Source organism: Streptomyces sp. NPDC008137, from assembly GCF_042957035.1.
GTDB lineage: Bacteria > Actinomycetota > Actinomycetes > Streptomycetales > Streptomycetaceae > Streptomyces.
This window is the reverse complement of sequence record NZ_JBIBHN010000034.1, coordinates 58,191-79,860: the sequence shown is the minus strand read 5'-3', so window position 1 is coordinate 79,860 and position 21,670 is coordinate 58,191. Positions and strand designations below refer to the sequence as shown.

At 71.6% G+C, this 21,670-nt stretch carries 27 protein-coding genes; 16 read left to right on the top strand and 11 right to left on the bottom strand.

Annotated features, from left to right (window positions below):
• From ACFZBT_RS35185 to ACFZBT_RS35160, 6 genes are all read left to right on the top strand, one after another.
• On the top strand, positions 1 to 945 hold the full coding sequence (locus ACFZBT_RS35185; RefSeq protein WP_391112630.1) for a helix-turn-helix domain-containing protein: 945 nt from the start codon (positions 1 to 3) through the stop codon (positions 943 to 945).
• Positions 946 to 1,205: 260 nt separating this feature from the next.
• Positions 1,206 to 2,930 (top strand): ATP-binding protein, encoded by a 1,725-nt coding sequence (locus ACFZBT_RS35180; RefSeq protein ID WP_391112628.1) that lies wholly within the window; start codon positions 1,206 to 1,208, stop codon positions 2,928 to 2,930.
• A gap of 5 nt (positions 2,931 to 2,935) precedes the next feature.
• The gene (locus ACFZBT_RS35175) at positions 2,936 to 3,346 is read left to right on the top strand and encodes a roadblock/LC7 domain-containing protein (protein ID WP_003994857.1); all 411 of its coding nucleotides are present in this window, start codon (positions 2,936 to 2,938) and stop codon (positions 3,344 to 3,346) included.
• Positions 3,343 to 3,714: a DUF742 domain-containing protein gene (locus ACFZBT_RS35170; RefSeq protein WP_215116839.1), complete on the top strand. Its 372-nt coding sequence runs from the start codon at positions 3,343 to 3,345 to the stop codon at positions 3,712 to 3,714. Before ACFZBT_RS35175 ends, ACFZBT_RS35170 begins: the two co-directional genes overlap by 4 nt.
• A complete protein-coding gene (locus tag ACFZBT_RS35165) occupies positions 3,695 to 4,300 on the top strand; it encodes an ATP/GTP-binding protein (protein ID WP_382484858.1) in 606 nt (201 codons plus the stop codon). Before ACFZBT_RS35170 ends, ACFZBT_RS35165 begins: the two co-directional genes overlap by 20 nt.
• A complete protein-coding gene (locus ACFZBT_RS35160; RefSeq protein ID WP_391112623.1) occupies positions 4,297 to 5,547 on the top strand; it encodes a cytochrome P450 in 1,251 nt (416 codons plus the stop codon). Before ACFZBT_RS35165 ends, ACFZBT_RS35160 begins: the two co-directional genes overlap by 4 nt.
• A gap of 39 nt (positions 5,548 to 5,586) precedes the next feature.
• Here ACFZBT_RS35160 and ACFZBT_RS35155 read toward each other — a convergent pair whose 3' ends face one another.
• Positions 5,587 to 6,618, bottom strand: a complete 1,032-nt coding sequence (locus ACFZBT_RS35155) for a 7-epi-alpha-eudesmol synthase (protein WP_391112620.1) — start codon at positions 6,616 to 6,618, stop codon at positions 5,587 to 5,589.
• Between the two features lie 309 nt (positions 6,619 to 6,927).
• On the opposite strand from ACFZBT_RS35155, the gene ACFZBT_RS35150 reads away from it, so the two are divergent.
• Positions 6,928 to 7,392, top strand: coding sequence for a pyridoxamine 5'-phosphate oxidase family protein (locus ACFZBT_RS35150; RefSeq protein ID WP_391112618.1), 465 nt, complete (start codon positions 6,928 to 6,930; stop codon positions 7,390 to 7,392).
• A gap of 78 nt (positions 7,393 to 7,470) precedes the next feature.
• A complete protein-coding gene (locus tag ACFZBT_RS35145) occupies positions 7,471 to 7,863 on the top strand; it encodes a VOC family protein (RefSeq protein WP_391112615.1) in 393 nt (130 codons plus the stop codon).
• A 9-nt stretch (positions 7,864 to 7,872) separates the two neighbouring features.
• On the opposite strand, the gene ACFZBT_RS35140 is transcribed toward ACFZBT_RS35145, so the two are convergent.
• The 3 genes from ACFZBT_RS35140 to ACFZBT_RS35130 are packed head-to-tail and all read right to left on the bottom strand — an operon-like array spanning position 7,873 to position 9,705.
• A complete protein-coding gene (locus ACFZBT_RS35140) occupies positions 7,873 to 8,667 on the bottom strand; it encodes an acyl-CoA thioesterase domain-containing protein (RefSeq protein ID WP_391112613.1) in 795 nt (264 codons plus the stop codon).
• 26 nt (positions 8,668 to 8,693) lie between these two features.
• On the bottom strand, positions 8,694 to 9,020 hold the full coding sequence (locus tag ACFZBT_RS35135) for an AzlD domain-containing protein (protein WP_391112610.1): 327 nt from the start codon (positions 9,018 to 9,020) through the stop codon (positions 8,694 to 8,696).
• A complete protein-coding gene (locus ACFZBT_RS35130) occupies positions 9,013 to 9,705 on the bottom strand; it encodes an AzlC family ABC transporter permease (protein ID WP_391112607.1) in 693 nt (230 codons plus the stop codon). The genes ACFZBT_RS35135 and ACFZBT_RS35130 overlap by 8 nt, the downstream gene beginning before the upstream one ends.
• Positions 9,706 to 9,767: 62 nt before the next feature.
• Between ACFZBT_RS35130 and ACFZBT_RS35125 the strand changes: the two genes are divergently transcribed.
• Positions 9,768 to 10,226, top strand: coding sequence for a winged helix-turn-helix transcriptional regulator (locus ACFZBT_RS35125; RefSeq protein WP_391112604.1), 459 nt, complete (start codon positions 9,768 to 9,770; stop codon positions 10,224 to 10,226).
• 73 nt (positions 10,227 to 10,299) lie between these two features.
• Here the strand turns inward: ACFZBT_RS35125 and ACFZBT_RS35120 are convergent, their stop codons facing one another.
• Together ACFZBT_RS35120 and ACFZBT_RS35115 are read right to left on the bottom strand one after the other, a co-directional pair.
• The gene (locus ACFZBT_RS35120) at positions 10,300 to 10,599 is read right to left on the bottom strand and encodes a DUF4235 domain-containing protein (protein WP_391112601.1); all 300 of its coding nucleotides are present in this window, start codon (positions 10,597 to 10,599) and stop codon (positions 10,300 to 10,302) included.
• 40 nt (positions 10,600 to 10,639) lie between these two features.
• Positions 10,640 to 11,662 (bottom strand): glutathione S-transferase C-terminal domain-containing protein, encoded by a 1,023-nt coding sequence (locus ACFZBT_RS35115; RefSeq protein WP_391112598.1) that lies wholly within the window; start codon positions 11,660 to 11,662, stop codon positions 10,640 to 10,642.
• A gap of 179 nt (positions 11,663 to 11,841) precedes the next feature.
• Between ACFZBT_RS35115 and ACFZBT_RS35110 the strand changes: the two genes are divergently transcribed.
• Entirely contained in the window at positions 11,842 to 12,762 is a 921-nt protein-coding gene (locus ACFZBT_RS35110; RefSeq protein WP_391112662.1) for a cation diffusion facilitator family transporter, read from the top strand.
• Between the two features lie 68 nt (positions 12,763 to 12,830).
• Here the strand turns inward: ACFZBT_RS35110 and ACFZBT_RS35105 are convergent, their stop codons facing one another.
• Both ACFZBT_RS35105 and ACFZBT_RS35100 read right to left on the bottom strand, forming a co-directional pair.
• Positions 12,831 to 13,280, bottom strand: a complete 450-nt coding sequence (locus ACFZBT_RS35105; RefSeq protein WP_391112595.1) for a nitroreductase/quinone reductase family protein — start codon at positions 13,278 to 13,280, stop codon at positions 12,831 to 12,833.
• A 75-nt stretch (positions 13,281 to 13,355) separates the two neighbouring features.
• Positions 13,356 to 13,988, bottom strand: coding sequence for a LysE family transporter (locus ACFZBT_RS35100; RefSeq protein ID WP_391112592.1), 633 nt, complete (start codon positions 13,986 to 13,988; stop codon positions 13,356 to 13,358).
• Positions 13,989 to 14,356: 368 nt separating this feature from the next.
• Here ACFZBT_RS35100 and ACFZBT_RS35095 point away from each other — a divergent pair, with 368 nt between their 5' ends.
• Entirely contained in the window at positions 14,357 to 15,553 is a 1,197-nt protein-coding gene (locus ACFZBT_RS35095) for a cytochrome P450 (protein WP_391112589.1), read from the top strand.
• A 13-nt stretch (positions 15,554 to 15,566) separates the two neighbouring features.
• Positions 15,567 to 15,773: a ferredoxin gene (locus ACFZBT_RS35090; RefSeq protein WP_391112586.1), complete on the top strand. Its 207-nt coding sequence runs from the start codon at positions 15,567 to 15,569 to the stop codon at positions 15,771 to 15,773.
• Between the two features lie 9 nt (positions 15,774 to 15,782).
• Here the strand turns inward: ACFZBT_RS35090 and ACFZBT_RS35085 are convergent, their stop codons facing one another.
• Positions 15,783 to 16,334 carry a TetR family transcriptional regulator gene (locus ACFZBT_RS35085; RefSeq protein WP_391112583.1) on the bottom strand — a complete coding sequence of 184 codons (552 nt, stop codon included), beginning with the start codon at positions 16,332 to 16,334 and terminating at the stop codon, positions 15,783 to 15,785.
• A gap of 93 nt (positions 16,335 to 16,427) precedes the next feature.
• On the opposite strand from ACFZBT_RS35085, the gene ACFZBT_RS35080 reads away from it, so the two are divergent.
• On the top strand, positions 16,428 to 16,886 hold the full coding sequence (locus tag ACFZBT_RS35080; protein ID WP_391112580.1) for a DUF1348 family protein: 459 nt from the start codon (positions 16,428 to 16,430) through the stop codon (positions 16,884 to 16,886).
• Positions 16,887 to 16,914: 28 nt separating this feature from the next.
• A complete protein-coding gene (locus ACFZBT_RS35075) occupies positions 16,915 to 17,451 on the top strand; it encodes a flavoprotein (RefSeq protein ID WP_391112578.1) in 537 nt (178 codons plus the stop codon).
• Between the two features lie 3 nt (positions 17,452 to 17,454).
• Here the strand turns inward: ACFZBT_RS35075 and ACFZBT_RS35070 are convergent, their stop codons facing one another.
• Positions 17,455 to 18,330 (bottom strand): hypothetical protein, encoded by an 876-nt coding sequence (locus tag ACFZBT_RS35070; protein WP_391112574.1) that lies wholly within the window; start codon positions 18,328 to 18,330, stop codon positions 17,455 to 17,457.
• A 214-nt stretch (positions 18,331 to 18,544) separates the two neighbouring features.
• Between ACFZBT_RS35070 and ACFZBT_RS35065 the strand changes: the two genes are divergently transcribed.
• Entirely contained in the window at positions 18,545 to 19,513 is a 969-nt protein-coding gene (locus ACFZBT_RS35065; protein ID WP_391112571.1) for an aldo/keto reductase, read from the top strand.
• A gap of 90 nt (positions 19,514 to 19,603) precedes the next feature.
• Here the strand turns inward: ACFZBT_RS35065 and ACFZBT_RS35060 are convergent, their stop codons facing one another.
• Positions 19,604 to 20,446, bottom strand: a complete 843-nt coding sequence (locus tag ACFZBT_RS35060) for a phytanoyl-CoA dioxygenase family protein (RefSeq protein ID WP_391112569.1) — start codon at positions 20,444 to 20,446, stop codon at positions 19,604 to 19,606.
• A 63-nt stretch (positions 20,447 to 20,509) separates the two neighbouring features.
• Between ACFZBT_RS35060 and ACFZBT_RS35055 the strand changes: the two genes are divergently transcribed.
• Entirely contained in the window at positions 20,510 to 21,484 is a 975-nt protein-coding gene (locus tag ACFZBT_RS35055; RefSeq protein WP_391112566.1) for a helix-turn-helix domain-containing protein, read from the top strand.
• Positions 21,485 to 21,670 lie beyond the last annotated feature (186 nt).

The window sequence follows — 21,670 nt, the reverse complement described above, 5'->3', positions numbered from 1 at the left end:
ATGCGACGCGAACGAGTGGTGGTCCTGGCCCTGGACGGGGTGTACCCCTTCGAGCTGGGCATCCCCAGCCGGATCCTGGGCGCCGCCGACGGCCGGTACGAGGTGCTGACCTGCTCGGTGGACGGTGGCCCGGTGCGTACCAACGCGGACTTCGGCGTCACCGTGGAGCACGGCCCCGAGATCCTGGCCACGGCCGGCACGGTGGTGATCGCGCCCGTCGCGCCGGACCGCCTGACCGACGAGGTGCCGGGCGAGGTCCTCGCCGCCCTCGCGCTCATCCGGCCCGGCACGCGCATCGTCTCCATCTGCACCGGCGCCTTCGTCCTCGCCGCCGCCGGGCTCCTCGACGGGCGCAGGGCGACCACCCACTGGCAGGTCGCCGACCGGTTCCGGCGCATGTTCCCGCTCGTGGACCTCGACCCGGACGTGCTGTTCGTCGACGACCACCCCTTCCTCACCTCCGCCGGAGCCGCCTCCGGCGTGGACATCTGCCTGCACCTGGTCCGCAAGGACCACGGCAGCCGGCTGGCCAACAGCGTCGCGCGCCGCTGCGTGGTCCCGCCGTTCCGGGACGGCGGCCAGGCCCAGTACATCGAACAGCCCGTCCCCGAACAGGGCGCCGCGAGCACCGCCGCCACCCGCGCCTGGATCCTGGAACGCCTCGGCGAACCCCTCACCCTGGCCGACCTCGCCGGCCACGCCCGGATGAGCCGGCGCACCTTCGCCCGCCGCTTCCAGGACGAGGTGGGTCTCAGCCCCGGCCGCTGGCTGATCCAGCAGCGCGTGGCCCGGGCCCGGCACCTGCTGGAGTCCAGCGACCTCACGGTGGACCAGATCGCCGGCCGGGTCGGCTTCGCGACGGGCGCGTCCCTGCGCCAGCATCTCCACGCGGCGATCGGGGTGTCCCCGCAGGCGTACCGCCGCACCTTCCAGACCGCCCGCTGACCGGCCCGTCGGCCGCGCGCGGCCGACCCTGGTCAACTCCGCAGCCTGGCATGGGTATTTGTCGACCTTTCGCTTTCTGTCGGAGCGTGACGGAACCCTCACGTCCGCAGGGTGACGAGGTTGATCCTTTCGGGTCTAAACCCGATAAGGTTCCGATCGGCGCTGCGAGTTGACGCGATCGCGTCCGGTCGGCTCGCGGTGCGTACTCATGAGTGCGATCCACACCCCCCTGTTCGATCGTGTTTGTTCGAAGGATGCAGATGGAACTCGCCACTCCGCCACCGGCGGCGCGGGCCCCTGTCGCCTGGTACAGCTGGTGGTTGATGCCGCTGGGCTTGGGAGGCGGGACCGTTGCCGCCACGTTCATGAGCTCGGAGCGAATAACCGCGGCCGTCGCCGGTCTCGCGGCGACGGCGGCCGGTGCCGTGTGCGTACGCCTGCTGCTGCGCACCCGGGCACAACTGCACAGGGCGGAGAACTCCTTCCGCACCACGCAGGCCGAGCACAACCAGCAGTGGCAGCAGCACGTCGCGGGCCTGGAACGGAAGTTCTCCGCCGAACGCGCCGCCCTGGAGTCCCAGCTCACGGAGCAGAACGCGACCTACGAGCGGCGCCTGGCCGACCAGAGCGCCACGTACGAGACGCAGCTCTCCGACACCTCCCGGGCCTACGAGGAACGGCTGACCGAGCAGGCCACGTCCTACGAGGCCCAGCTCGCCGACCAGGCCGAGGTCTGGCAGGAGCAGCTCTCCCACCAGCTCGCCGCGGTCGCCCGGCTCGCCGACGAGCAACTGCCCTCCGCCATGGAGGCACTGCGCTCCGGCGACGCCATCGACGACGTCCTGCCCACCCTCAACCAGTGCGCCAAGGTCAGCTCCGACCTCCAGGCCGAGCTGCGCAAGGTGCTGCGCACCGCCCTGATCGGCCTCGAGTCGGAGTTCGACCGCTCCACCTCCGCCGAGCAGGCCGTCATCAGCATCGGCAACCGCATCCACGTGCTGACCAGCAAGCTCCGCGGCCGTCTGCACGAGATGCAGGGCGAGCACGGCAGGCTGCCGGCCGTCGCCCGGGGCCTGATGGAGCTCGACCAGGAGATCGGCCCCGCCGACTGTCTCGCCGCCAGCATCGGTGTGCTCGGCGGCTCGGACCGGCCCGGCCGGCAGTGGCAGGAGCCGCAGCGGCTGCTCAGCGTGGCGCGCGGCGGCATCGGCCGGATCAAGGACTTCCACCGGATCCAGGTCCGCCACCTGCCCGAACTCGGCGTCGACGGCGGTCTCGTGGACCACCTCACACTGATCTTCGCTCACCTCCTCGACAACGCGGCCCGTTACTCGCCGCCCACCGAGCCGGTGCTCATCTCCGGCAAGGAGGTGCCCAACGGCGTCGGCATCGAGATCCAGGACTCCGGCAAGGGCCTGAGCGAGGAGAAGAAGCGCGAAGCCGAGCACGCCCTCGCGGGCACCGCTCCCGGAGCGGGCCTCGGCGGCATCACCGAGGACGCGAACATCGGTCTGCGCGTCGTCGGTGCCCTCGCCCGTCGCTACGGCATCCGCGTCACCTTCGCGGACTCCCCGTGGCTCGGCACCTCCGTGGTGGTCGTGGTTCCGCACAAGTACTTCAGCCCGCTGCCCGCTGCCGCCGCACCGGCCGCGCCCGCCGCCCCCGAGGTCCGTGCCGCCAAGGCGGCACCGGCCCGCGAGACGGTCACCGCACCCGCATCGGACGCCCCGGCCGCGGCCGCGGAGACCACGCCCGGCGGACTGCCCCGGCGCCGCAGCAGGCGGAACGAAGCGGCCGAACCCCGGGACGCCGGGCGGACGGAACGGAGCACCGTCTCCGCCATTCCGCCGGACGCCTCCTTCTCCGGTCTCGCCGCCTTCGCCACCGCCGGACGCGACGCCGAAGAGGCGTCCCGAACGCCCGGCGACCGCGACACCGACGCCGGACGCGAGTCCACAGAGCACCGCACCGAAGAGAGCGACTAGTCCTCATGACGCAACAAGGAACAGATGTGAGCTGGGCGCTCCGCGATCTCGTCGAGAGCATCCAGGAGATCCGCTTCGCCCTCGTGGCCTCCAGCGACGGCAAGGCCATCACCTCCTACGGCGCCGAAGACCCCGACGACGTCGACCGCTTCGCCGCCGTGGTGGCCGGTCTGCAGGCCCTCGCCCAGCCGGTCGCCGAGCAGTTCCCCAAGTACGCCGGGCAGCTGCGCCTCGCGATGATCGAAGTCGACGGCGGGCACCTCTTCGTGGTCCGCGCCGGTGTGGAGACCTACCTCGGTGTCCTTGCCAGGGAAGGCCTCGACCAGGGCCTGCTCGGGCACCAGATGAGAGACCTGGCCCGCAGGATGGGTGAGCTTCTCGGCACCACTCCGCGCCTGGAGGAGCACTCTGGATGAGTGCTCCCCGCAGGCCGTCGGACCCGTCCGGTCTCGAGCGCTACTACGTCCTCACGGGCGGACGCAGCGGACCGGGCGGTTCGGCGTCGAGCCTCGACGTGGCGACGCTCGTCGTCGCCCGCGCAGCCCCGTTACCGGGCATGCAGCACGAGCACGAGGAGATTCTCCGCCGGTGCCGCGATCCGCTGTCGGTCGCCGAGCTCGGCGCTCACCTCGGGCTGCCCTTCAACATTCTCGCAGTGCTGCTGTCGGACCTGCTCGTCGCAGGTCGCGTCGAAGCGCGTAACCCCATTCCGGCGCACGACGCCGGCCGCGGGCCCGACCTCGCGCTCCTTGAGGAGGTACTCAGTGGACTTGAAAGGCTTTGACCAACCCGGAGGGCGGGCGGGCGGGGACGCCCGCTCGGTGAAGGTGATGATCGCCGGTGGGTTCGGCACCGGGAAGACCACCATGGTCCGGTCGGTCAGCGACATCAAGCCGCTCACCACCGAGGAGACCCTCACCCAGGCCAGTGCCGACGTCGACCGTCTCATCGGCGTCGCCGACAAGACGCAGACCACCGTCAGCCTGGACTTCGGCAAGATCGGCATCAACGAGAGCCTGGTGCTGTACCTGTTCGGCACGCCGGGCCAGGAACGCTTCTGGTTCCTGTGGAACGGGCTGTTCAAGGGGGCGCTCGGCGCGATCGTCCTGGTGGACACCCGCCGCCTGGAGTCCAGCTTCCGGGCGATCGAGGAGATGGAGCGGCAGGAGGTCCCCTTCGTCGTCGCCCTGAACGTCTTCCCCGACTCCGACAACTACCCCGTCGAGGAGATCCGGGACGCCCTCGACATCCCCGAGCACACCCCGGTCATCGCCTTCGACGCCCGCGACCGGGCCTCCAGCCGGGACGTCCTCGTCGCCCTGATCCACCACCTGAAGGAACGCTCGGCCGTGGCCCTGGAGCCCCGATGAACGACTCGACCGAAAACGCCCTTCAGGTTCCGGGCGGCTGCCCCGTCGCCCATCACGGGTCCGATCTCGCCCGGCTGTACGGGCCGGAGGCGGCGACCGACCCGGTGGGCATCTACGAGCGGCTGCGCAAGGAGCACGGCTCGGTCGCGCCCGTCCTGCTCGAGGGCGACGTGCCCGCCTGGCTGGTCCTCGGCTACCGCGACAACCGGCGGGTGCTCGACAACCCCCGCCAGTTCAGCCGGGACGCCCGCATCTGGCGGGACTGGACGGAGGGGCGCGTGGCGGAGACCTCGCCCCTCATCCCGATGCTCGGCTGGCGGCCCGACTGCGTGTCCCAGGACGGCGATCCGCACCGCAGGCTGCGGGCCGCCGTCACCGACGGACTCCAGGCCGCCGCGGTCCGGGGCATCAAGCGTCACGCGACCCGCATCGCCAACAAGCAGATCGACGCGTTCGCGGACACCGGGCACGCCGACCTGGTCAAGGACTACGCCGAGTACCTGCCGATGCTCGTCCTCTCCCGCATCCTCGGGCTCCCCGAGGCGGAGGGCCGGGACCTGGTCGAGTCCTGCGCGCAGGTCCTCAAGGGCGGTGAGGACGCCCTCGCGCACAACGAACGCATCATGGTGATCCTCGGCGAGCTGGCCGAGCGCAAGAAGTCCGAACCCGGCGGTGACCTCACCACCGCCCTGCTGGAGCACGCGGCCGGGCTCGACGACGAGGAGGTGGTCAGCCATCTGCGTCTCGTGCTGATCGCCGCGCACACCACGACCAGCAATCTGCTGGCCCGGGTCCTCGAGCTGATCCTCACCGACACCGCCCGGCTCTCCGGACTGATCAGCGGGCAGCTGAACATCTCCTCCGTGGTGGAGGAGGTCATGTGGAACAGCCCGCCGCTCGCAGTGCTGCCGGGCCGGTTCGCGGCCGGTGACCTGGAGCTCGGCGGCCACCAGATCCAGGAGGGCGACCTGCTGGTGCTGGGCCTCGCGGCGGGCAATGTCGACCCCGACATCCGGCCGGACGCCGGCGTCTCGGTCCAGGGCAACCAGGCCCACCTGGCGTTCAGTTCCGGTCCGCACGAGTGCCCCGGGCAGAGCATCGGCCAGTCCATCATCGCGATCGCCGTGGACGTCCTGCTGCACCGCCTGCCGGGCCTGAGCCTGGCCGCACCGCCGGAGGAGCTGACCTCGACCGCGTCCACGTGGGAGTCCCGGCTGGACAGCCTGCCGGTCGAGTTCGCCGTGTAGCCGTGGTGCCCGGCCGTCCGGCCGGGCACCAGCACGGGGTCACACGGTCAGCAGGTCGTCCACCGAGCCCCGCCCGGCCTGCTCGGCCGTGGCCACCGGGCCCTTCTTCGCCGCGGCGTAGCGGCCGGTGGTGAGCGCCCACTCGTAGTTGCCGTTGATCCAGTGCTGGATGGCCTCCACACCCATCCGGACCCGGTCCCGCTGCGCGTCGTCGAGCCGGAGCTCGTCGCACATCTGCGGGACACGCGCCTGGAGTTCCAGGTACTCGTCCAGGCAGTCGGTCGTCATCCGGTACACCGCGTCGGTGGCCTCCTGCCAGGAGCAGCTCCGCTCCCGGCGCAGCACGGCGACGAGGTTGTGGCCGTCGCCGCGGCGCTTCTCCCGCTCCAGGGAGTGGATGTCGTTCATGAACCCGATGGTGTCCGCGGCCAGGTCACGCATCCGCTCCATCACGGGATGCGCCATCGCCTGGGCCGGCACCTCGAAGCCCCGGCTGCGCTCGCCCGCGTCGATGCTGTGGTGGATGCCGACCGTACGACGCCGGAACTCGGCGTACTCGTCGAGCCCCAGCGTGCCTTCCAGACCCCGGGCGGCCAGGTCGACCTCCTCGCAGTGGGCGACCAGGAAACGCCCCCACGAGGCGGCGAAACGGGTCTGCCATGTCAAGGACATGCCATGAGAGAGATGGTTCCACACCTCGGCCCAGGCGAGAGTGATCGGGCAGACGACACGTGGGGGACTGCCGGCCGGCCGCAGGGGAGTGACGATCAGCTCCCGCGCGACCTCCGCTATGCGGTCGGCGCGGTCGGGCTGACTCGAGTCGAACTGGTCGTCGAAGAGGAAGGCCAGTGAGAACCAGTTCATCAGGACGACCAGGTCCTCCGCCGACGCGTGCGGATACGTGCGGGCGGCGGCCTGGGGCAGATCCCAGGACTTGTACTCCTCGAACCCCTCCCGGCTGCGGACCAGGCGCATCTCCCACACCCAGCGCAGATGGCGCGCCCGGGCGTACTCCAGATGCTTGCTGACCGGGGTGTCGAACGGGAGGTCGAACCGGACGTCCTGAGGCATGTGCTTCCTTTCGGGAGACGGACCGCAGAGCCCCCCGGCCCCTGCGAGCGGACGGTGCCTTGACCGGCCGCACACTCGAACTCGGCTTCGCGGTCCGAATGTTGAACCGAGAAGCGGTACGAGACTGCCCATGGCGTGAATAAGCCATTCCGTGACCCTGCCGTGATCTCGGTTACGGCGGAAACCGCTTGAGCTGCGTACACTCCCTCCTCCCTCACCCGGCGTGTCCCGTCCGCCGGGCCTCCGCGGCCTCCTGGCGTCACACTGGACCCCGTCCGTTCTGACGACTCTTCAGGAGGCGCACCGACGATGACGTCCGCATCCGTACGCGGCGCTGAGCAGCGCAAGAAGGACACCCTGCAGCGTCTGGACCACGACGTGGACGCCTGGGTCGCCACGGCCGACAGCGCCTCGGGGACGCCTTACCTCGTCCCGCTGTCCTTCCTCTGGAACGGCTCGTATCTGCTGTTCGCCACGCCCGCGTCCAGCCCCACCGGACGCAACCTGGCCGCGACCGGCCGGGCCCGGGTGGGCATCGGGCCGACCCGCGACGTGGTCCTCGTCGAGGGCACCGTCGAGACCGTCCAGCCCGGCGAGCTGACGGAGCAGGACGCCGAACTCTTCGCCGCCAAGACCGGCTTCGATCCCCGTCGGCTGGCCACGCCGTACCTCTACTTCCGCGTCGTGCCGCGGCGGGTGCAGGCCTGGCGGGAGGCCCGTGAGCTGGACGGCCGCGAACTCATGCGCGACGGACGGTGGTTGACGGCCGACTGAATCGGCCGTACCGGGATATCCGCAAGGTACGAGGCCGCGGGACAGCACGCCCCGCGGCCGGAATCCTGCGGAGGAGACATGGCCCTGGTGAAAGCGGGTGTCCTGGTGCTCGACTGCGCCGAGCCCGAGAAGCTCGCCGTGTTCTACAAGGAGTTGCTGGAAGGGGAGGAGTCGGACGCGACGGCCAACCGGGTGGAGATCATGAGCGCCGACGGCTTCCGGATCGCCCTGCGCCGGGACGTCAACGCCACCCCGCCCAGCTGGCCGCGCCCCGAGAACTCCCTCCAGGCCCATCTGGAGTTCGTGGTGGACGACCTCGACGCGGTGGAACGCCGGGTCATCAGCCTGGGCGGACGTCCCCTGGAGGCCAAGGAGCCCTCGGGCCCCCTGGAGGAACGCGGCTACGCCGACCCGGCGGGCCACTCCTTCACCCTGCGCCGCACCCCGCCGACGGCACCCAAGCAGGGCTGAGCCCGGCGTTCAGCCGGATGCCGGCACCGGCCTGACGGTGAGGATCTGCTGGGCATGGCCCACGGGTCCGGCGAGGTCGTGCAGGACGGTGCTGGTGACGCCCTGGCCGGTGGCGCCGAAGGTGACGGTGGTGTCGAGCCCGGTCCAGGGGCCCTCCGGCCGGCGGTGGAGGTGGACGGTGAGGTCGACGTTCGGGAACATCCACCGGTCGGGCGACTGTCGTACGGCGATGCCGTTGGCGGTGTCGACGAGCGCGATGTAGGAGGCGAGCGGGCTCGCGGTCTGCCCGGCCACCAGGTCGAGCGAGGTGGAGATCCAGGCCTTGGTGCGGCCCGGCCGCGGTGGCGCGAGCGGGCGGACGTCGAGGGAGGCGATGTATCCGCCGGGCCACACGGAGGTCAGCGGCCACGGGGCGAGCGACTCGGGAGGGGTGAGCCGGCCGGTGTCGCCACCGGCGACCTCCGCCGTGTCGCTGTCGGCGAGGAACCAGGCCCGGGCCCGTACGACGGGCCGGCCGCCGATCAGGGCGACGGCTTCGACGAGTTCGATGGTGCGGCCGGGCCGGACGGTCTCCACCCGTATCTCGCACTCGTCCAGGGCGAGGCGGCCGAGGATGTCGAAGCTGATCCGGGAGAGGTTCAGGCGGCTGTACGAGCGGGCGTCGCGCTGCCGGTCGATGGCGTGGACGAGGAGGCCGGCGAGTGGGCTGAAGTGCTGCTCGGCCGGATCCCACGCGCCGCTCGCGTGTCCGGTGGGCTTGTAGCGGTGTTCGTCGATGGGTTCGAAGTAGCTGCCGGTGTTCAAAGGACGCATGCCTTTCGGGGACGGGTTCAGGGGGCGAGGACCGCGCTGGCCAGGGCCACATGGACGGCCGTGCCGGCGAGGATGCTCAGCAGGGCGTTGCGGAGCCGCAGGTGCAGGCCGACGGCCACGGCCAGGGCGGCCAGCGGGGCCACGGCGCGCGACTCGGTGACCGGCAGATCGCGCAGGCAGTAGACCACCAGGATCACCATCACCCCGGCGGGCATACGGGCGCCGAGATACCGCACGGTGGCGCTGGCCCGCAGCGGCGCCAGCGCGGCGAACGGCAGGGCGCGCAGGGCCCAGGTGACGGCCGCGGTGACGAGGACCGCGACGACGGCGTAGGTGTCAGACATGAGCGGGCCTCCTCCGGCCGGCGAGCCGGCGTGCCAGGAGGCCGGCGGTGAACAGGGCGAAGGCCGCCGGCAGCAACTGACCCGGGAAGAACAGACGGGCGCCCAGCGCGCAGAGCAGGGCGAGCACCGGGGCCGGCAGATCGCCCCGCAGGTCACGGACCGCGTCGAGAGCGAGTACGACGAACAGGGCGGTCAGGGCGAAGTCCAGGCCGGTGACACCGTCCGGGATGAGGGAACCCAGCAGGGCCCCGGCGGTCGCGCTGCCGGCCCAGTACAGGTGCATGAAGAGCTGCAGCCACAGGATGCGCGGGCTCGACCAATCGCGGGCCTGCTCGGTCGCGGTCAGCGCGTAAGCCTCGTCGGTGAGGGCGAACGTGCTGTACGTCCTGGCGAACCGGCCCCGCACGCGGTGCAGGGGAAAGGACAGCGCGTAGAAGACGTGCCGCGCCTGCACCAGGAACGCGGCCAGGGCGATGGACACCAGCGGTGCGGCGGCCACGACCATGCCGATCAGCAGGAACTCGAACGATCCGCCGTAGACCAGCGCCGCGGACAGCCCGGCCCACCACCAGTCGAGCCCCGACTGGACCACCAGCGCCCCGAAGGCGAGACCGAGCGGCACCATCCCGAGGCCCACGGGGGCACAGTCCTGGAAGGCGGCGCGCGCCGCGGGGCTAATTCGCATGTAGACATTTTAGGAAAGTTGGCGCCTTATATGGTTGCCGATTATGGCTCTATGATCTTTATATGAGCAATGAAAGTGACCTCGATGCCGTCGACCGAGAAATTCTGTTTCAACTACGCCAGGACGGTCGGCTGCCGAACGTCGAGCTGGCCAGGCGGGTGGGGCTGACTCCGCCTCCCTGCCTGCGCCGGGTCAAGCGTCTGGAGGAGAGCGGCGTCATCGCCGGCTACCGGGCCGTCATCGACCCCGGAGCCTTGGGCCGCGAGCTCGAAGTGCTCGTCGACGTCGAGATCTACGCCCAGGACCGCGGGACCGTCGAGGAGTTCGAGACCACCGTGGCCTCCTACGAGGAGGTCGTCGAGTTCCGGCGGATGTACGGACGCCCCGACTACTTCCTCCGTGTCGCCGTCGCCGACCACGCCGCCTACGAGGCCTTCATGATGAGCAAGCTCAGCGGACTGCCCGCCGTTCTTCGCCTCGAGTCCCACCTCACCATGAAGACGATCAAGGTGGACGGCTGAGCGGACGCCCGGCACGGCCCGGCCCCGCCCGCGGCACAGGGCGGGCGGGGCCGGGTGAGGCACGGGCATTCGGTCAGTCCCTGCCGCCGCCCTTCTCGTCAGCCGGCCACGCGCCGGTCGAACGCTCGATGGCCTTGGCGCCCGCGCGGTCCACGGCGCTGCGCACCACCGCGAAGATGGCGCCCTGGACCGCTGCGGCCAGCAGGATCTCGCCCCAGCCGCGGTCCCGGTCCAGCGCGTCGGGCGCGTCCTCCTCGTGCCGGATCGCCATCCACGTCTTGCGGAAGGCCAGCCCGGACAGCCAGCCGCTCGACCAGCCCAGCACGAACCCGAGGGGCTGGTAGGCGAGGGGCAGCTTCTTCTTCTTGGCCACGGGGATCTCCTTCGTCGCTCAGGGGGGTGGGTAGGGGTGGTCAGGGGGTGTGCGCGGCCGGGATCCGCTCCTCGGCGCGGACCGGCCCCGGGGGTGTGCCGTCGCCGAAGGGCCGGCCGCCCAGCTCCTCACGGTGGTTCGGGGTCAGCCAGCCGGACAGGTCCGGGCCCAGCGGCACGACGCGGGTCGGGTTGATGCCCGTGTGCACCTGGTAGTAGTGGCGCTTGATGTGGTCGAAGTCGACGGTGTCGCCGAACCCGGGCGTCTGGTACAGGTCACGGACGTACCCCCACAGCACCTGGTTCTCCGTCAGCTTCCAGCGGTTGCACTTGAAGTGGCCGTGGTAGACGGCGTCGAAGCGGACCAGCGTGGTGAACAGCCGGATGTCCGCCTCGGTGATCGTGTCGCCGACGAGATACCGCTGCCTCTCCAGCCGCTCCGCGAGCAGCTCAAGACGCCGGAACACGCCCGCGCAGGCGGTCTCGTACTCCTCCTGCCCGGTGGCGAACCCGGCCCGGTACACGCCGTTGTTGACGTCCTGGTAGACATCCGCCATCACCTCGTCGATCTCGTCGCGCAGCGCGTCCGGGTACAGGTCGGGCGCGCCTTCCCGGTGCAGGGCCGTCCATTCGGTCGCGAGGTCGAGCGTGAGCTGCTGGTAGTCGTTGGTGACCAGCTTCCCGCTGGGCACGTCCACGATCGCCGGCACACTGACACCGCCGGGGTAGCCGGTCTCCCGCCGGTCGTAGGCCTCGCCGAGGTAGCGGATGCCGAGGACCGGGTCGCGGCCGTCCTCGTCGAGCGTGAAGCGCCAGCTGCGGTCGTCCTGTATCGGGTCGGCGACAGCCAGGGACAGCGCGTCCTCCAGGCCGAGGAGCCGCCGGGAGACCAGCGACCGGCTCGCCCACGGGCAGGCCCGGCTGACGACCAGGCGGTAGCGACCGGCCTCCACCGGCCAGCCGTCCCGGCCGTCCGCCGTGATCCGGTCCGCGAAATGGGCCTTGGACCGTTTGAACGACCTCCTGCCGTAGGCGCTGTTGCCGTCGCCGTCGTCGCGGCTCATGGGGGTGACCTCCTTGCCCTGTGCGTGGCCTGCTCGTCGTACGAGTGCCCTGCCGGTCGTGTGTGTGCCCTGGTGAACGCGTTCCCCTTTTTCCGCCGACGGCACGGTGTGGGCACCGCCGACCGGGGCAATCGGCGTGGGTGACTGAACAAGCATCTGATCGCAGGACACGCGTCACCGTGCTGGTGGCGCTCGCGGCCAACCTGGTCATCGCGGCGGCCAAGGCCGTCGGCGGCCTGGCCGCGGGATCACCCGCCCTGCTGTCGGAGGCGGCCCACTCGGTGGCCGACAGCCTGAACGAGGTCTTCCTGCTGGCGGCCCTGCGCCGCAGCCGCCGCCCCGCAGACCGGCGTCATCCCTTCGGCTACGGCAAGGAGCGGTTCTTCTGGTCGCTCCTCGCGGCGGTCGGGATCTTCGTCATGGGCGGCTGTTTCTCCTTCTTCCAGGGCTTCGAGGCACTCACGAGCGGATCGGAGGAGAAGCTCAGCGGCTATGTCGCCGGCCTGATCGTGCTCGGTATCGCCCTCCTCGCGGAGGGCGGCTCCTTGTTGCGCGCCCTGTACCAGGTGCGCCGGCAGGGCGGTACCGGCGCCGGGCTGCGCGACCCGGCCCTGCGGACGGTCGTCGCCGAGGACGGCACCGCGGTGCTCGGCGTCACGCTGGCCATGGCGGGCATGGCACTGCACATGGTCACCGGCCAGGTGGTGTGGGAGGCATCGGCGTCGCTCGCGATCGGCGCGCTGCTCGTCTACGTGGCCTTCCGGCTGGGCCGGGAGGCACGTGACCAGCTGATCGGCGAGGCGGCCGACCCGGAGGCGAGCGGGCGGATCCAGGCACTGCTGCGGGCGCAGCCCGAGATCGACAGTGTGGAGGCGCTGTTCACGATGAAGACGGGCCTCGACTCGGCCCTCGTGGCCGCCCGCGTCGACCTGGTGCCCGGGCTGGACAGCGAGGACGTCGAGGACGTCGCCGTCCGCATCAAGCGCTCCATCGCCCGGACGGTGCCCGAGGCGGACCAGATCTTCCTCGACGTCACCGACCGGCGCGCCCGGGAGGCAGCGGAAAGCCCCGCCGCGACGGGGGAGCGCGGCGGGGCCTGAACCACGCGTGCCCCGCCGCCAACGGTTCATGCACTCCGAGCGGAATCTCTTCGCCGCCCGCGCCGGCCTCAGTCGCCGGCGACGGGCTCCAGCACGAACACCGGAATCTCCCGGTCGGTCTTCTTCTGGTAGTCCGCGTACGCCGGATAGGCCGCGACGGCCCGCTCCCACCACGCGGACTTCTCCTCGCCCGTGACCTCACGAGCGGTCATGTCCTGCTTGCGAGGCCCGTCCTGGAGTTCCACATGCGGGTCGGACTTGAGGTTGAAGTACCAGACCGGGTGCTTGGGCGCACCGCCCAGGGAGGCGACGGCGGCGTAGCGCCCCTCGTGTTCCACCCGCATCACCGGGGTCTTGCGCAGCTTGCCGCTCTTGGCGCCCCGTGAGGTCAGGATGACGACCGGCATCTTGGAGCCCTGCAGCGTCGTCCCTTCCGTACCACCGGAGCTCTCGTACAGTTCCACCTGCTTGCGCACCCACTGCGTGGTGCTGGGTTCGTACTCGCCTTCGAGAGGCATCGCAATCCGTCCCATCGTCGTGTCAGAGGCCGACCGGTAACTGATACCTGCCCTCAACACCGGTACCCGCGCGAATCATCCTGGAGAAACCGCCATTCGCACGGCCAGAGCCGTCATCACCCCGCTCGCCACCAGCGCCGTCGCCAGCCGGCCCCGGGGACCGGTCAGCGCCCGGCCCAGCAGGGCACCGCTCCCGGCGAGCAGCACCTGCCAGCTCGCGGAGGCGGCGAAGGCGGCCAGGACGAACACGCCCTGCTCCACCGGCCCGGCCGGACCCGCGGCCCGGGAGCCGAGCACGAGCGCCGCGAAGTAGATCACGGTGGTGGGGTTGAGCAGGGTGATGCCGAGCAGTCCCAGGTAGGCCCGGGCGGGACTCGGGGGAGACGGGGCCGTCCGGGTGTCGAGCCGGTGGCCGCGGTACTCGCGCAGGGCGGTGACCGCACCCCGCACCGCCAGCCCGAGCAGCACCAGGACACAGACCCAGCGCAGCGGGCCGAGCGCCGGCCGCAGCGCGCCGGCCAGGGCCGTACCCCCAAGGGTGGCGGCGAGGGCGTACAGCCCGTCGGCGGTGGCGACGCCGAGCGCGGCGCAGACACCGGTACGCGGGGACGTGCGGGCGGTGAGGGAGACGAGGTAGGTCCCGACCGCGCCCACCGGCACGGCGATGCCGTACCCGGCGAGCAGCCCCGCGAGGAGCGCGGCCGTCATGACCGCGGGGGCGTCGGCCCTCCACGGCGGCCGGACCGCTGCTGTCGGCGCGCGGCGGAAGCGGCGGCGGACAGCGGCGGTGACGGCGGAAGGACGGCGAGCGTAGGCATGGCTGGATCCTGGGGCCTGCCCCGCCGCATCGACAACCGGTTTTCGAATCGCCGCGACGGCTTCCAGAGAGCCCCCTGCTCCCGGCAAGGGCCCTGTCCGCACACCCCAGGCCCCGACCCCGGCCTTCGAACGTGAGGACGGCATTCCCCGGCCATGTTGCAGCCGACACCGATCTGGCCGAACTTCGCGTCGCCCTATAGGTGCCCGGGGCATCTAATGATGATCGGCACGACGCACTACTCGTCTGCGAGGTCTTCATGACGGACACGACCGCACCCGTCGCCTTCCCCCAGAGCCGGACCTGCCCCTACCACCCGCCCGCCGCCTACGACACGCTGCGCACCGAGCGCCCCCTCACCCGCGTCACCCTCTTCGACGGCCGTGAGGCCTGGCTGGTCGGAGGGCACGCGATCGCCCGCGCGCTGCTGGCCGACCCGCGTCTGTCGTCCAACCGCGACCGGCCCGGCTTCCCCGCCCCGACCAAGCGGTTCGCCGGGATCCGCAACCGCAGAACGGCCCTGCTGGGAGTCGACGACCCCGAGCACCGCACCCAGCGCCGCATGGTCGTCGGGGACTTCACCCTCAAGCGGGCCGTCGAACTCCGGCCACGCATCCAGCGGATCGTCGACGAACGGCTCGACGCGATGATCGCCCAGGGCCCGCCCGCCGACCTGGTCACCGCCTTCGCGCTGCCCGTGCCGTCCATGGTGATCTGCGCCCTGCTCGGCGTCCCGTACTCCGACCACGACTTCTTCGAGACCCAGTCACGACGGCTGCTGCGCGGCCCCGAGACGGCCGATGTGCTGGACGCCCGCGACCGGCTGGAGAGGTACTTCGGTGAGCTGATCGACCGCAAGCGGAAGGACCGGGGGACCGGTCTGCTGGACGACCTGGTCCACCGGCAACCGGACGAGGGCGACCTCGACCGCGAGGGCCTGATCGCCATGGCCCTCATCCTGCTGGTCGCGGGCCACGAGACGACCGCCAACATGATCTCGCTCGGCACCTTCACCCTGCTCCAGCACCCCGAGCGGCTCGCCGAACTGCGCGCGGACCCGGGCCTGCTGCCGTCCGCGGTCGAGGAGCTGATGCGGATGCTGTCGATCGCGGACGGCATGCTGCGCCTGGCCGTCGAGGACATCGACGTGGCCGGGACGACGATCAAGAAGGGGGAGGGTGTGGTCTTCGCGACCTCCGTCATCAACCGCGACGAGACGGTCTACCCCGAGCCGGACACACTCGACTGGAACCGCTCGTCCCGGCACCACGTCGCGTTCGGCTTCGGCATCCACCAGTGCCTCGGGCAGAACCTCGCCCGCGCCGAACTGGAGATCGCCCTGCACACCCTCTTCGACCGGCTGCCCGGCCTGCGCCTGGCCGCTCCGGCCGACGAGATCCCCTTCAAGCCGGGCGACACGATCCAGGGGATGCTGGAACTCCCCGTGACCTGGTAAGAGGCTTCCGCACATGCACATCGACATCGAGATCGACACGGACGTCTGCATCGGCGCCGGCCAGTGCGCCCTGACCGCCCCGGAGGTGTTCACCCAGGACGACGACGGCTACAGCACCCTGCTGCCCGGGCAGGAGGACGGCGGCGGCAGCACGCTGGTGCGGGAGGCGGCCCGGGCCTGCCCGGTGAGCGCCATCACCGTCTCGGAGAGGGTGAGCTGACGCCCGGCCTCACATGGTCCCCAGGAGCAGCCGGGCCGCCTCGCGCGCCTCGGCCGCGGGCTCGGCGCTCCTGGTGACCCCCGCCGCGACCATGGCCCCCTCGGCCAGCAGGAACAGCTGCCCGGCCAGCGCGCCGGGCAGCCCCGCCGCGGCCACGAGCGAGGCGAGGTACTCCCGGAACGCCCGCTTGTGCGCGCGCACTTGGCCGGCCACGCGCGCCGACGTGGCGCCGAGCTCGCCGTAGGCGTTGATCCACGCGCAGCCGCGGAAGTCCGGCTCGCCGAACCACCCGCCGAGCCAGTCGAACACGGCAAGAATCCGCTCCCGGGGTTCCCCGTGCCGCTCGACGTACTCGGCCAGCTCCCCGCGCCAGCGCGCGTCGCGCCGCTCCAGATAGGCCTCCACCAGTTGTTCCTTCGCCGGGAAGAGCTGGTAGAGCCGCTTCAGCGAGACCCCGGAGGCGCCGCGGACGTCGTCCATCCCGACGGACCGCACACCCCGCCCGTAGAACAGCTCCTCGGCCGCGTCCAGAGCCCGCTCCCGGGCCGCCGCGCTGTCCATGTGCCACCACTCCTTGACGAGAGAACGAGCGTTCTCCTACGGTAGCAGCCATCGAGAGAACGCTCGTTCTCCGCTGTGACCGGGGAGCCATCCATGACAGACCGCCCGCCCCTGCCGCCCTTCACCCGCGAGAGCGCGGCACAGAAGGTCCAGGCCGCCGAGGACGCCTGGAACACCCGCGACCCGCACAAGGTCGCCCTCGCCTACTCGGAGGACTCCGTCTGGCGCAACCGCGACACCTTCGTCACCGGCCGTGCCGGCATCGCCGAGTTCCTGACCCGCAAGTGGGAGCGCGAGCGGGACTACGCGCTGCGCAAGGACCTGTGGGCCTTCGACGGCAACCGCATCGCCGTCCGCTTCCAGTACGAGTGCCGGGACGCCGAGGGGCAGTGGTGGCGCTCCTACGGCAACGAGCTGTGGGAGTTCGACGAGCACGGTCTGATGGCCCGCCGCGAGGCGAGCATCAACGACGTACCGATCGAGGAGGAGGAACGCCGCATCCTCGGCCCGCGGCCGGAGGCGGAGCGCGGTCGGGCCTTCCCCCTCCGGTGAGCCAGGGGGAGTCGCTAGGGTTTCCGGGATGACCGACCAGGCCGCCCGCAAGCCCTTCCTCTACATCGTCGTCTGCGCCGCCGGAATCGCCGCCGACGTCAGCGAACTGATCACCGCGGCGCAGGAGCGGGACTGGGAGGTGGGCGTCATCGCGACGCCCGTCGCGATGAACGGCTTCTTCGACACCGCCGCCGTCGAGGCCCAGACGGGCCGCCCGATCCGCTCCGCGTGGCGCACGCCGGGCGAGCCCCGCCCGTTCCCGGCGCCCGACGCCCTGGTCCTCGCGCCCGCCACCTTCAACACCGTCAACAAGTGGGCGGCCGGCATCGCCGACACCCTCGCGCTGGGCACCCTGTGCGAGGTCGCGGGGCTCGGCGTGCCGATCGCCGTCCTTCCGTGCGTGGCCGACGCCCTGGCCGCCCACCCCGCCTACCGGGACAGCCTCGAACGGCTGCGGGGGATGGGCGTGCGGTTCGGGAAGCCGTACACCGGGGAGCCGGGCGAGGACGGCGGGCGGCCGGAGTTCGGCTGGGAACGGGCACTGGACCTGGTCGAACGGGGCTGACCGTCAGCCGCAGCCGACCGTGGGCCCCTCCACCATGCCGCCGGTGTAGAGCGCCTGCCCGCGCGGCATCCAGTAGCCCAGCTTCGAGACCACCGTCGAGCAGGCGGACCCCTGAGTGACCTGGACCCGGACGGTGGCCGGACGGCCCGGCTGGAGATCGGTCAGCGCACAGTCCACGGAGTGCGTCAGCCTGGCCTCGGACGGGGCCCGCCCGATCAGCGGGTTGACGCACCGGGCGTCCGCCGTGCTGATCCGCACCCCTTTGCTCTCCTCGCCGATCAGCCCGAAGCGGGCACTGCCGTCGCCCTGTTCGCTGTCGCGGTACACCCGGTACGTCAGCGTGGTGGTGGCCCCGCGACGCAGGGTAGTCCGGTCGACCTCGACGCGGTGCGTGGGCGGCTGCTTCGGCGCGCTCAGGGTGAGGGTGGTCCGGACCGTACCCCGCAGATCCACACCGCTCGGGGTGGAGCGGACGTGCACGGTGGCCGTGACGTCGTAGGTACCCGGGCCCGGGTACGGCTGCGAGCCGGGGAGCGTCCCGGAGGCGGCCGTCCTGCCCTGGCGCTTCGCCGTCCAGGTGCCGGAGGTCAGACAGGCGTACCGGACGGACGTGCCGCGACGGCCGCAGCTCGCGGGGGCCGAGACCGCCATCATCGGGGTGCCGCTGCCCGCGCAAAGACCGACGTCGGCCCGCTCGCCGTCCGCTCCGCGCAGGGTGCCCGCGGGCGCGCACAGCGTCGCCGGTCCCTCGGCCGCCGGAGCCTGGGACCGGACCTCGTACCCGGGCGGGGCCGGCCGGCTCCAGGCGGTCGAGACCAGGGCGAGGGACGCCGCGGCCGCCCCGGTCAGGATCCTGAGTGTCCTCCGTCGTGCCGCCACGCCTGCTCCCGTACGCCGTCGACCGGCCGGGCGCCGGTCACCTGCGCCGAGGATGCGGCAGCGGTCCGGCCACCCCGCCGCTCCCACGCCGTGCGGTCACCTGGGGGCAGCAACGATGACGGCCCGTCAGCCGGTCGGGCGCACCCTGCCTTCGAGCGCACACGAGCACGTACGCTCCCCCTGGAACCCCCTCCCGAAGGCAGGAGCAGCAACGATGCAGTACGTGAAGCTCGGTTCGACGGGCCTGGACGTCTCCCGGATCTGTCTGGGGTGCATGACCTACGGCCTGCCCGACCGCGGCCGTCACGAGTGGACCCTCGACGAAGAGGCCTCGCGCCCGCTGATCCGGCAGGCGGTCGAGGCGGGGATCAACTTCTTCGACACGGCCAACGTCTACTCCGACGGCACCAGCGAGGAGATCACCGGCCGTGCCCTGCGCGACTTCGCCCGCCGCGACGAGATCGTGCTCGCGACGAAGGTGCACGGCCGGATGCGGCCCGGGCCGAACGGCGGCGGACTGTCCCGCAAGGCGATCCTCACCGAGCTCGACCAGAGCCTGACCCGCCTCGGCACCGACTACGTCGACCTCTACCAGATCCACCGCTTCGACCCGCACACCCCGGTCGAGGAGACGATGGAGGCCCTGCACGACGTCGTCAAGGCCGGCAAGGTCCGCTACATCGGGGCCAGCTCGATGTACGCCTGGCAGTTCTCCAAGGCCCAGTACACGGCCCGCCTGAACGGCTGGACGCGCTTCGTCTCCATGCAGAACCACTACAACCTCGTCTACCGCGAGGAGGAGCGCGAGATGCTGCCCCTCTGCGCGGACCAGGGCGTGGGCGTCCTGCCCTGGAGCCCGCTCGCCCGCGGCCGCCTCACCCGAGACTGGGACACCACGACCGAGCGCAGCGCCACCGACACCTTCGGCAGCAACCTGTACCAGGAGGGCGACCGCACCATCGTCGAGGCCGTCACCCGCATCGCCGCCGACCGAGGCGTGCCCCGAGCCCAGGTGGCCCTGGCCTGGCTGCTCCACCAGTCCACGGTGACGGCACCCGTCGTCGGAGCGTCGAAGCCCGGGCATCTGGAGGACGCGGTGGCAGCCGTGGAACTCCGGCTGACAGACAAGGAGCTGGAGGAGCTGGAGCGTCCCTACACGCCCCATCCCGTCGCCGGGCACTGAAACGCCCTGCCTTCAGGGGCGCGGGGCTGTATTGATGCGCGGCTCCGCGGCGTGGGCGCGACCAGCCACGACGAGCCCGCGGACAACCGATCAGTGAGGCCCCTGCGGCGGCGCGAACTCCGTCCCGCAGGGCCCCGCCCCCTCGCTCTCCTCCAGAGCGACCGGCGCCCCGCTCATCGTCAACGTCCGGTAGAACCGCCCGATCCGCTCCGCCGACCGCCCCACATAGTGCCCGATGAACGACCGCCGGAACCGGTCACCCGAACGGTTCGGCTGCGACCCGTGCACCAGACTGCCGTTGAAGAACAGGACATCCCCCGGAGACATGTCCACCGGCACGGCCGCCAGCCCGGGCGGCGGCGGAACGTACTCCCGGGCGAAGGAAACCCCCTCGTCCGCCTCCTCCGGGCAGAACACGTCCATCCGGTGCGTGCCCGGCACGACCTCCAGGCCGCCGTTCTCGCGGTCGATCACATCGCACGCCACCCATGCGGCCACACAGGTGCCCGGCTCCACCCGCAGATAGAAGTTGTCCTGGTGCAGCGCCTGTCCCCGGGCACCCGGCGGCTTGAAGTAGAACATGCTCTGCGCGGCGAGTACCTCCTCCCCGAGGAGCACCTCCAGGACCGTCCGCAGCCGGGCGTCCAGCAGGACATCCCGGGCGAGGCCGTTGATCTCGTGCGGGTGCATCACCCGAGGCCACACGTGCAGCGGATCCGCGTCCGCCCCGGACACACGCGGCTGGAAGTGCCCGGGAACCGGCCCGGCCGCGTGCAGTGCCGCGAACTCACCGCACAGCCGCTCGATCTCGTCGGCCCCGAAGAGCCCGCGCACCACCGTGAAACCGTCCTCCTCGAACCCCTCCCGGTATCGCCGGAGCCCGGCGGGGTCCAGGATGGAAGCGCCGGCGGCGCCGTTGCCCGTGACTGTCATGAGCGCACTCCTCGGTCAGGTGGCCTCGGTACAAGACGCTAGGCCGCCGAGCGGTCGAGGAGGATGCCCGTGCGTGCTGACGGATTGCCCGGCACTGCTGAGAACGGGAACGACGGGGACCCCGCTCCGCCGCCCGGCCTGGTCGTGCTCGGCCATTTCGACCAGCCGCCCGGCTACGCCGTCAGCCGCCCGCGTGGCTCCGCGAGCTGGCTGTTCACCTGGACCACGGGAGGCCGGGGCCGGCTGCGGCAGGGCGCGGTGGAGACCTCGGTCGGCGCGGGTGACCTCGTGGTGCTGGCCCCGGGGGTCCCGCACGGCTACGCGGTGGAGCCCGGCGCCCGGCACTGGCGGTTCTGGTGGGCGCACTGCCAGGCCCGCCCGTCGTGGGCCGGGTGGCTGCGGCCGTACGACGCCGGCGACGGGCTGTACGTGGTCGCGTCCGCCCCGGCCGGTGTGCACGGCCGCGTCGAGTCGGCTTTCCGGCGGATGCACACCGACGCCCGCTGGACGGGGACCGAGGCACCGCCCGCACCGGCGTCCCCGGACGGACAGGTCGCCGTCGCACACGGCAGCGCGGCCCGCGAACTCGCCCTGTGCGCACTGGAGGAGATCGTCCTCCTCACTGCCGCGGGCGCCCGGCCGGCCGCATCCCGCCCGGGCGTCGACCCGCGGATCCGCCGGGCCGAGGAACTGATCGCCGCCGACCCGGGCGCCCCGCACACCGTCCGCTCACTCGCCGAGAGTGTCGCCCTGTCGCCGTCCCGGTTCGCCCACCTGTTCAGCCGGCAGCTCGGCCAGTCGCCCATGCGCGCCCTGCGCGAGGCCCGGCTGCGGCACGCCGCGCGGCTGCTGGAGGGCACCGACCTGCCCGTGGAGCGGGCGGCCGCGGCCTCGGGTTTCGCCAGCCCGTTCCACTTCAACCGTGTCTTCCGCGACCGCTACGGGATACCGCCCGGCGCGTACCGGACAAGGTACGGAGACCCGTCCGGCCCAGCGGTTTCCGGACGGCGACGGGAACCGGGCGAATACCTGCCTTGAAAGCCGCGCGGGCAGCCCGGAAATCCCTTTCGCGCCGCTGATTGACATTTTGTCAAAAAGCCCTGGCCGCCTACGCAATGCACGAAACCGCGAGATCTCTTGTTCACTGTCGCTGAGCTGTGCAAAGGTGTGCCCTGTCGGCGTGCGGACAGCACGCCGTTCTTTCGTATGCGCGAGGCCGCCGTG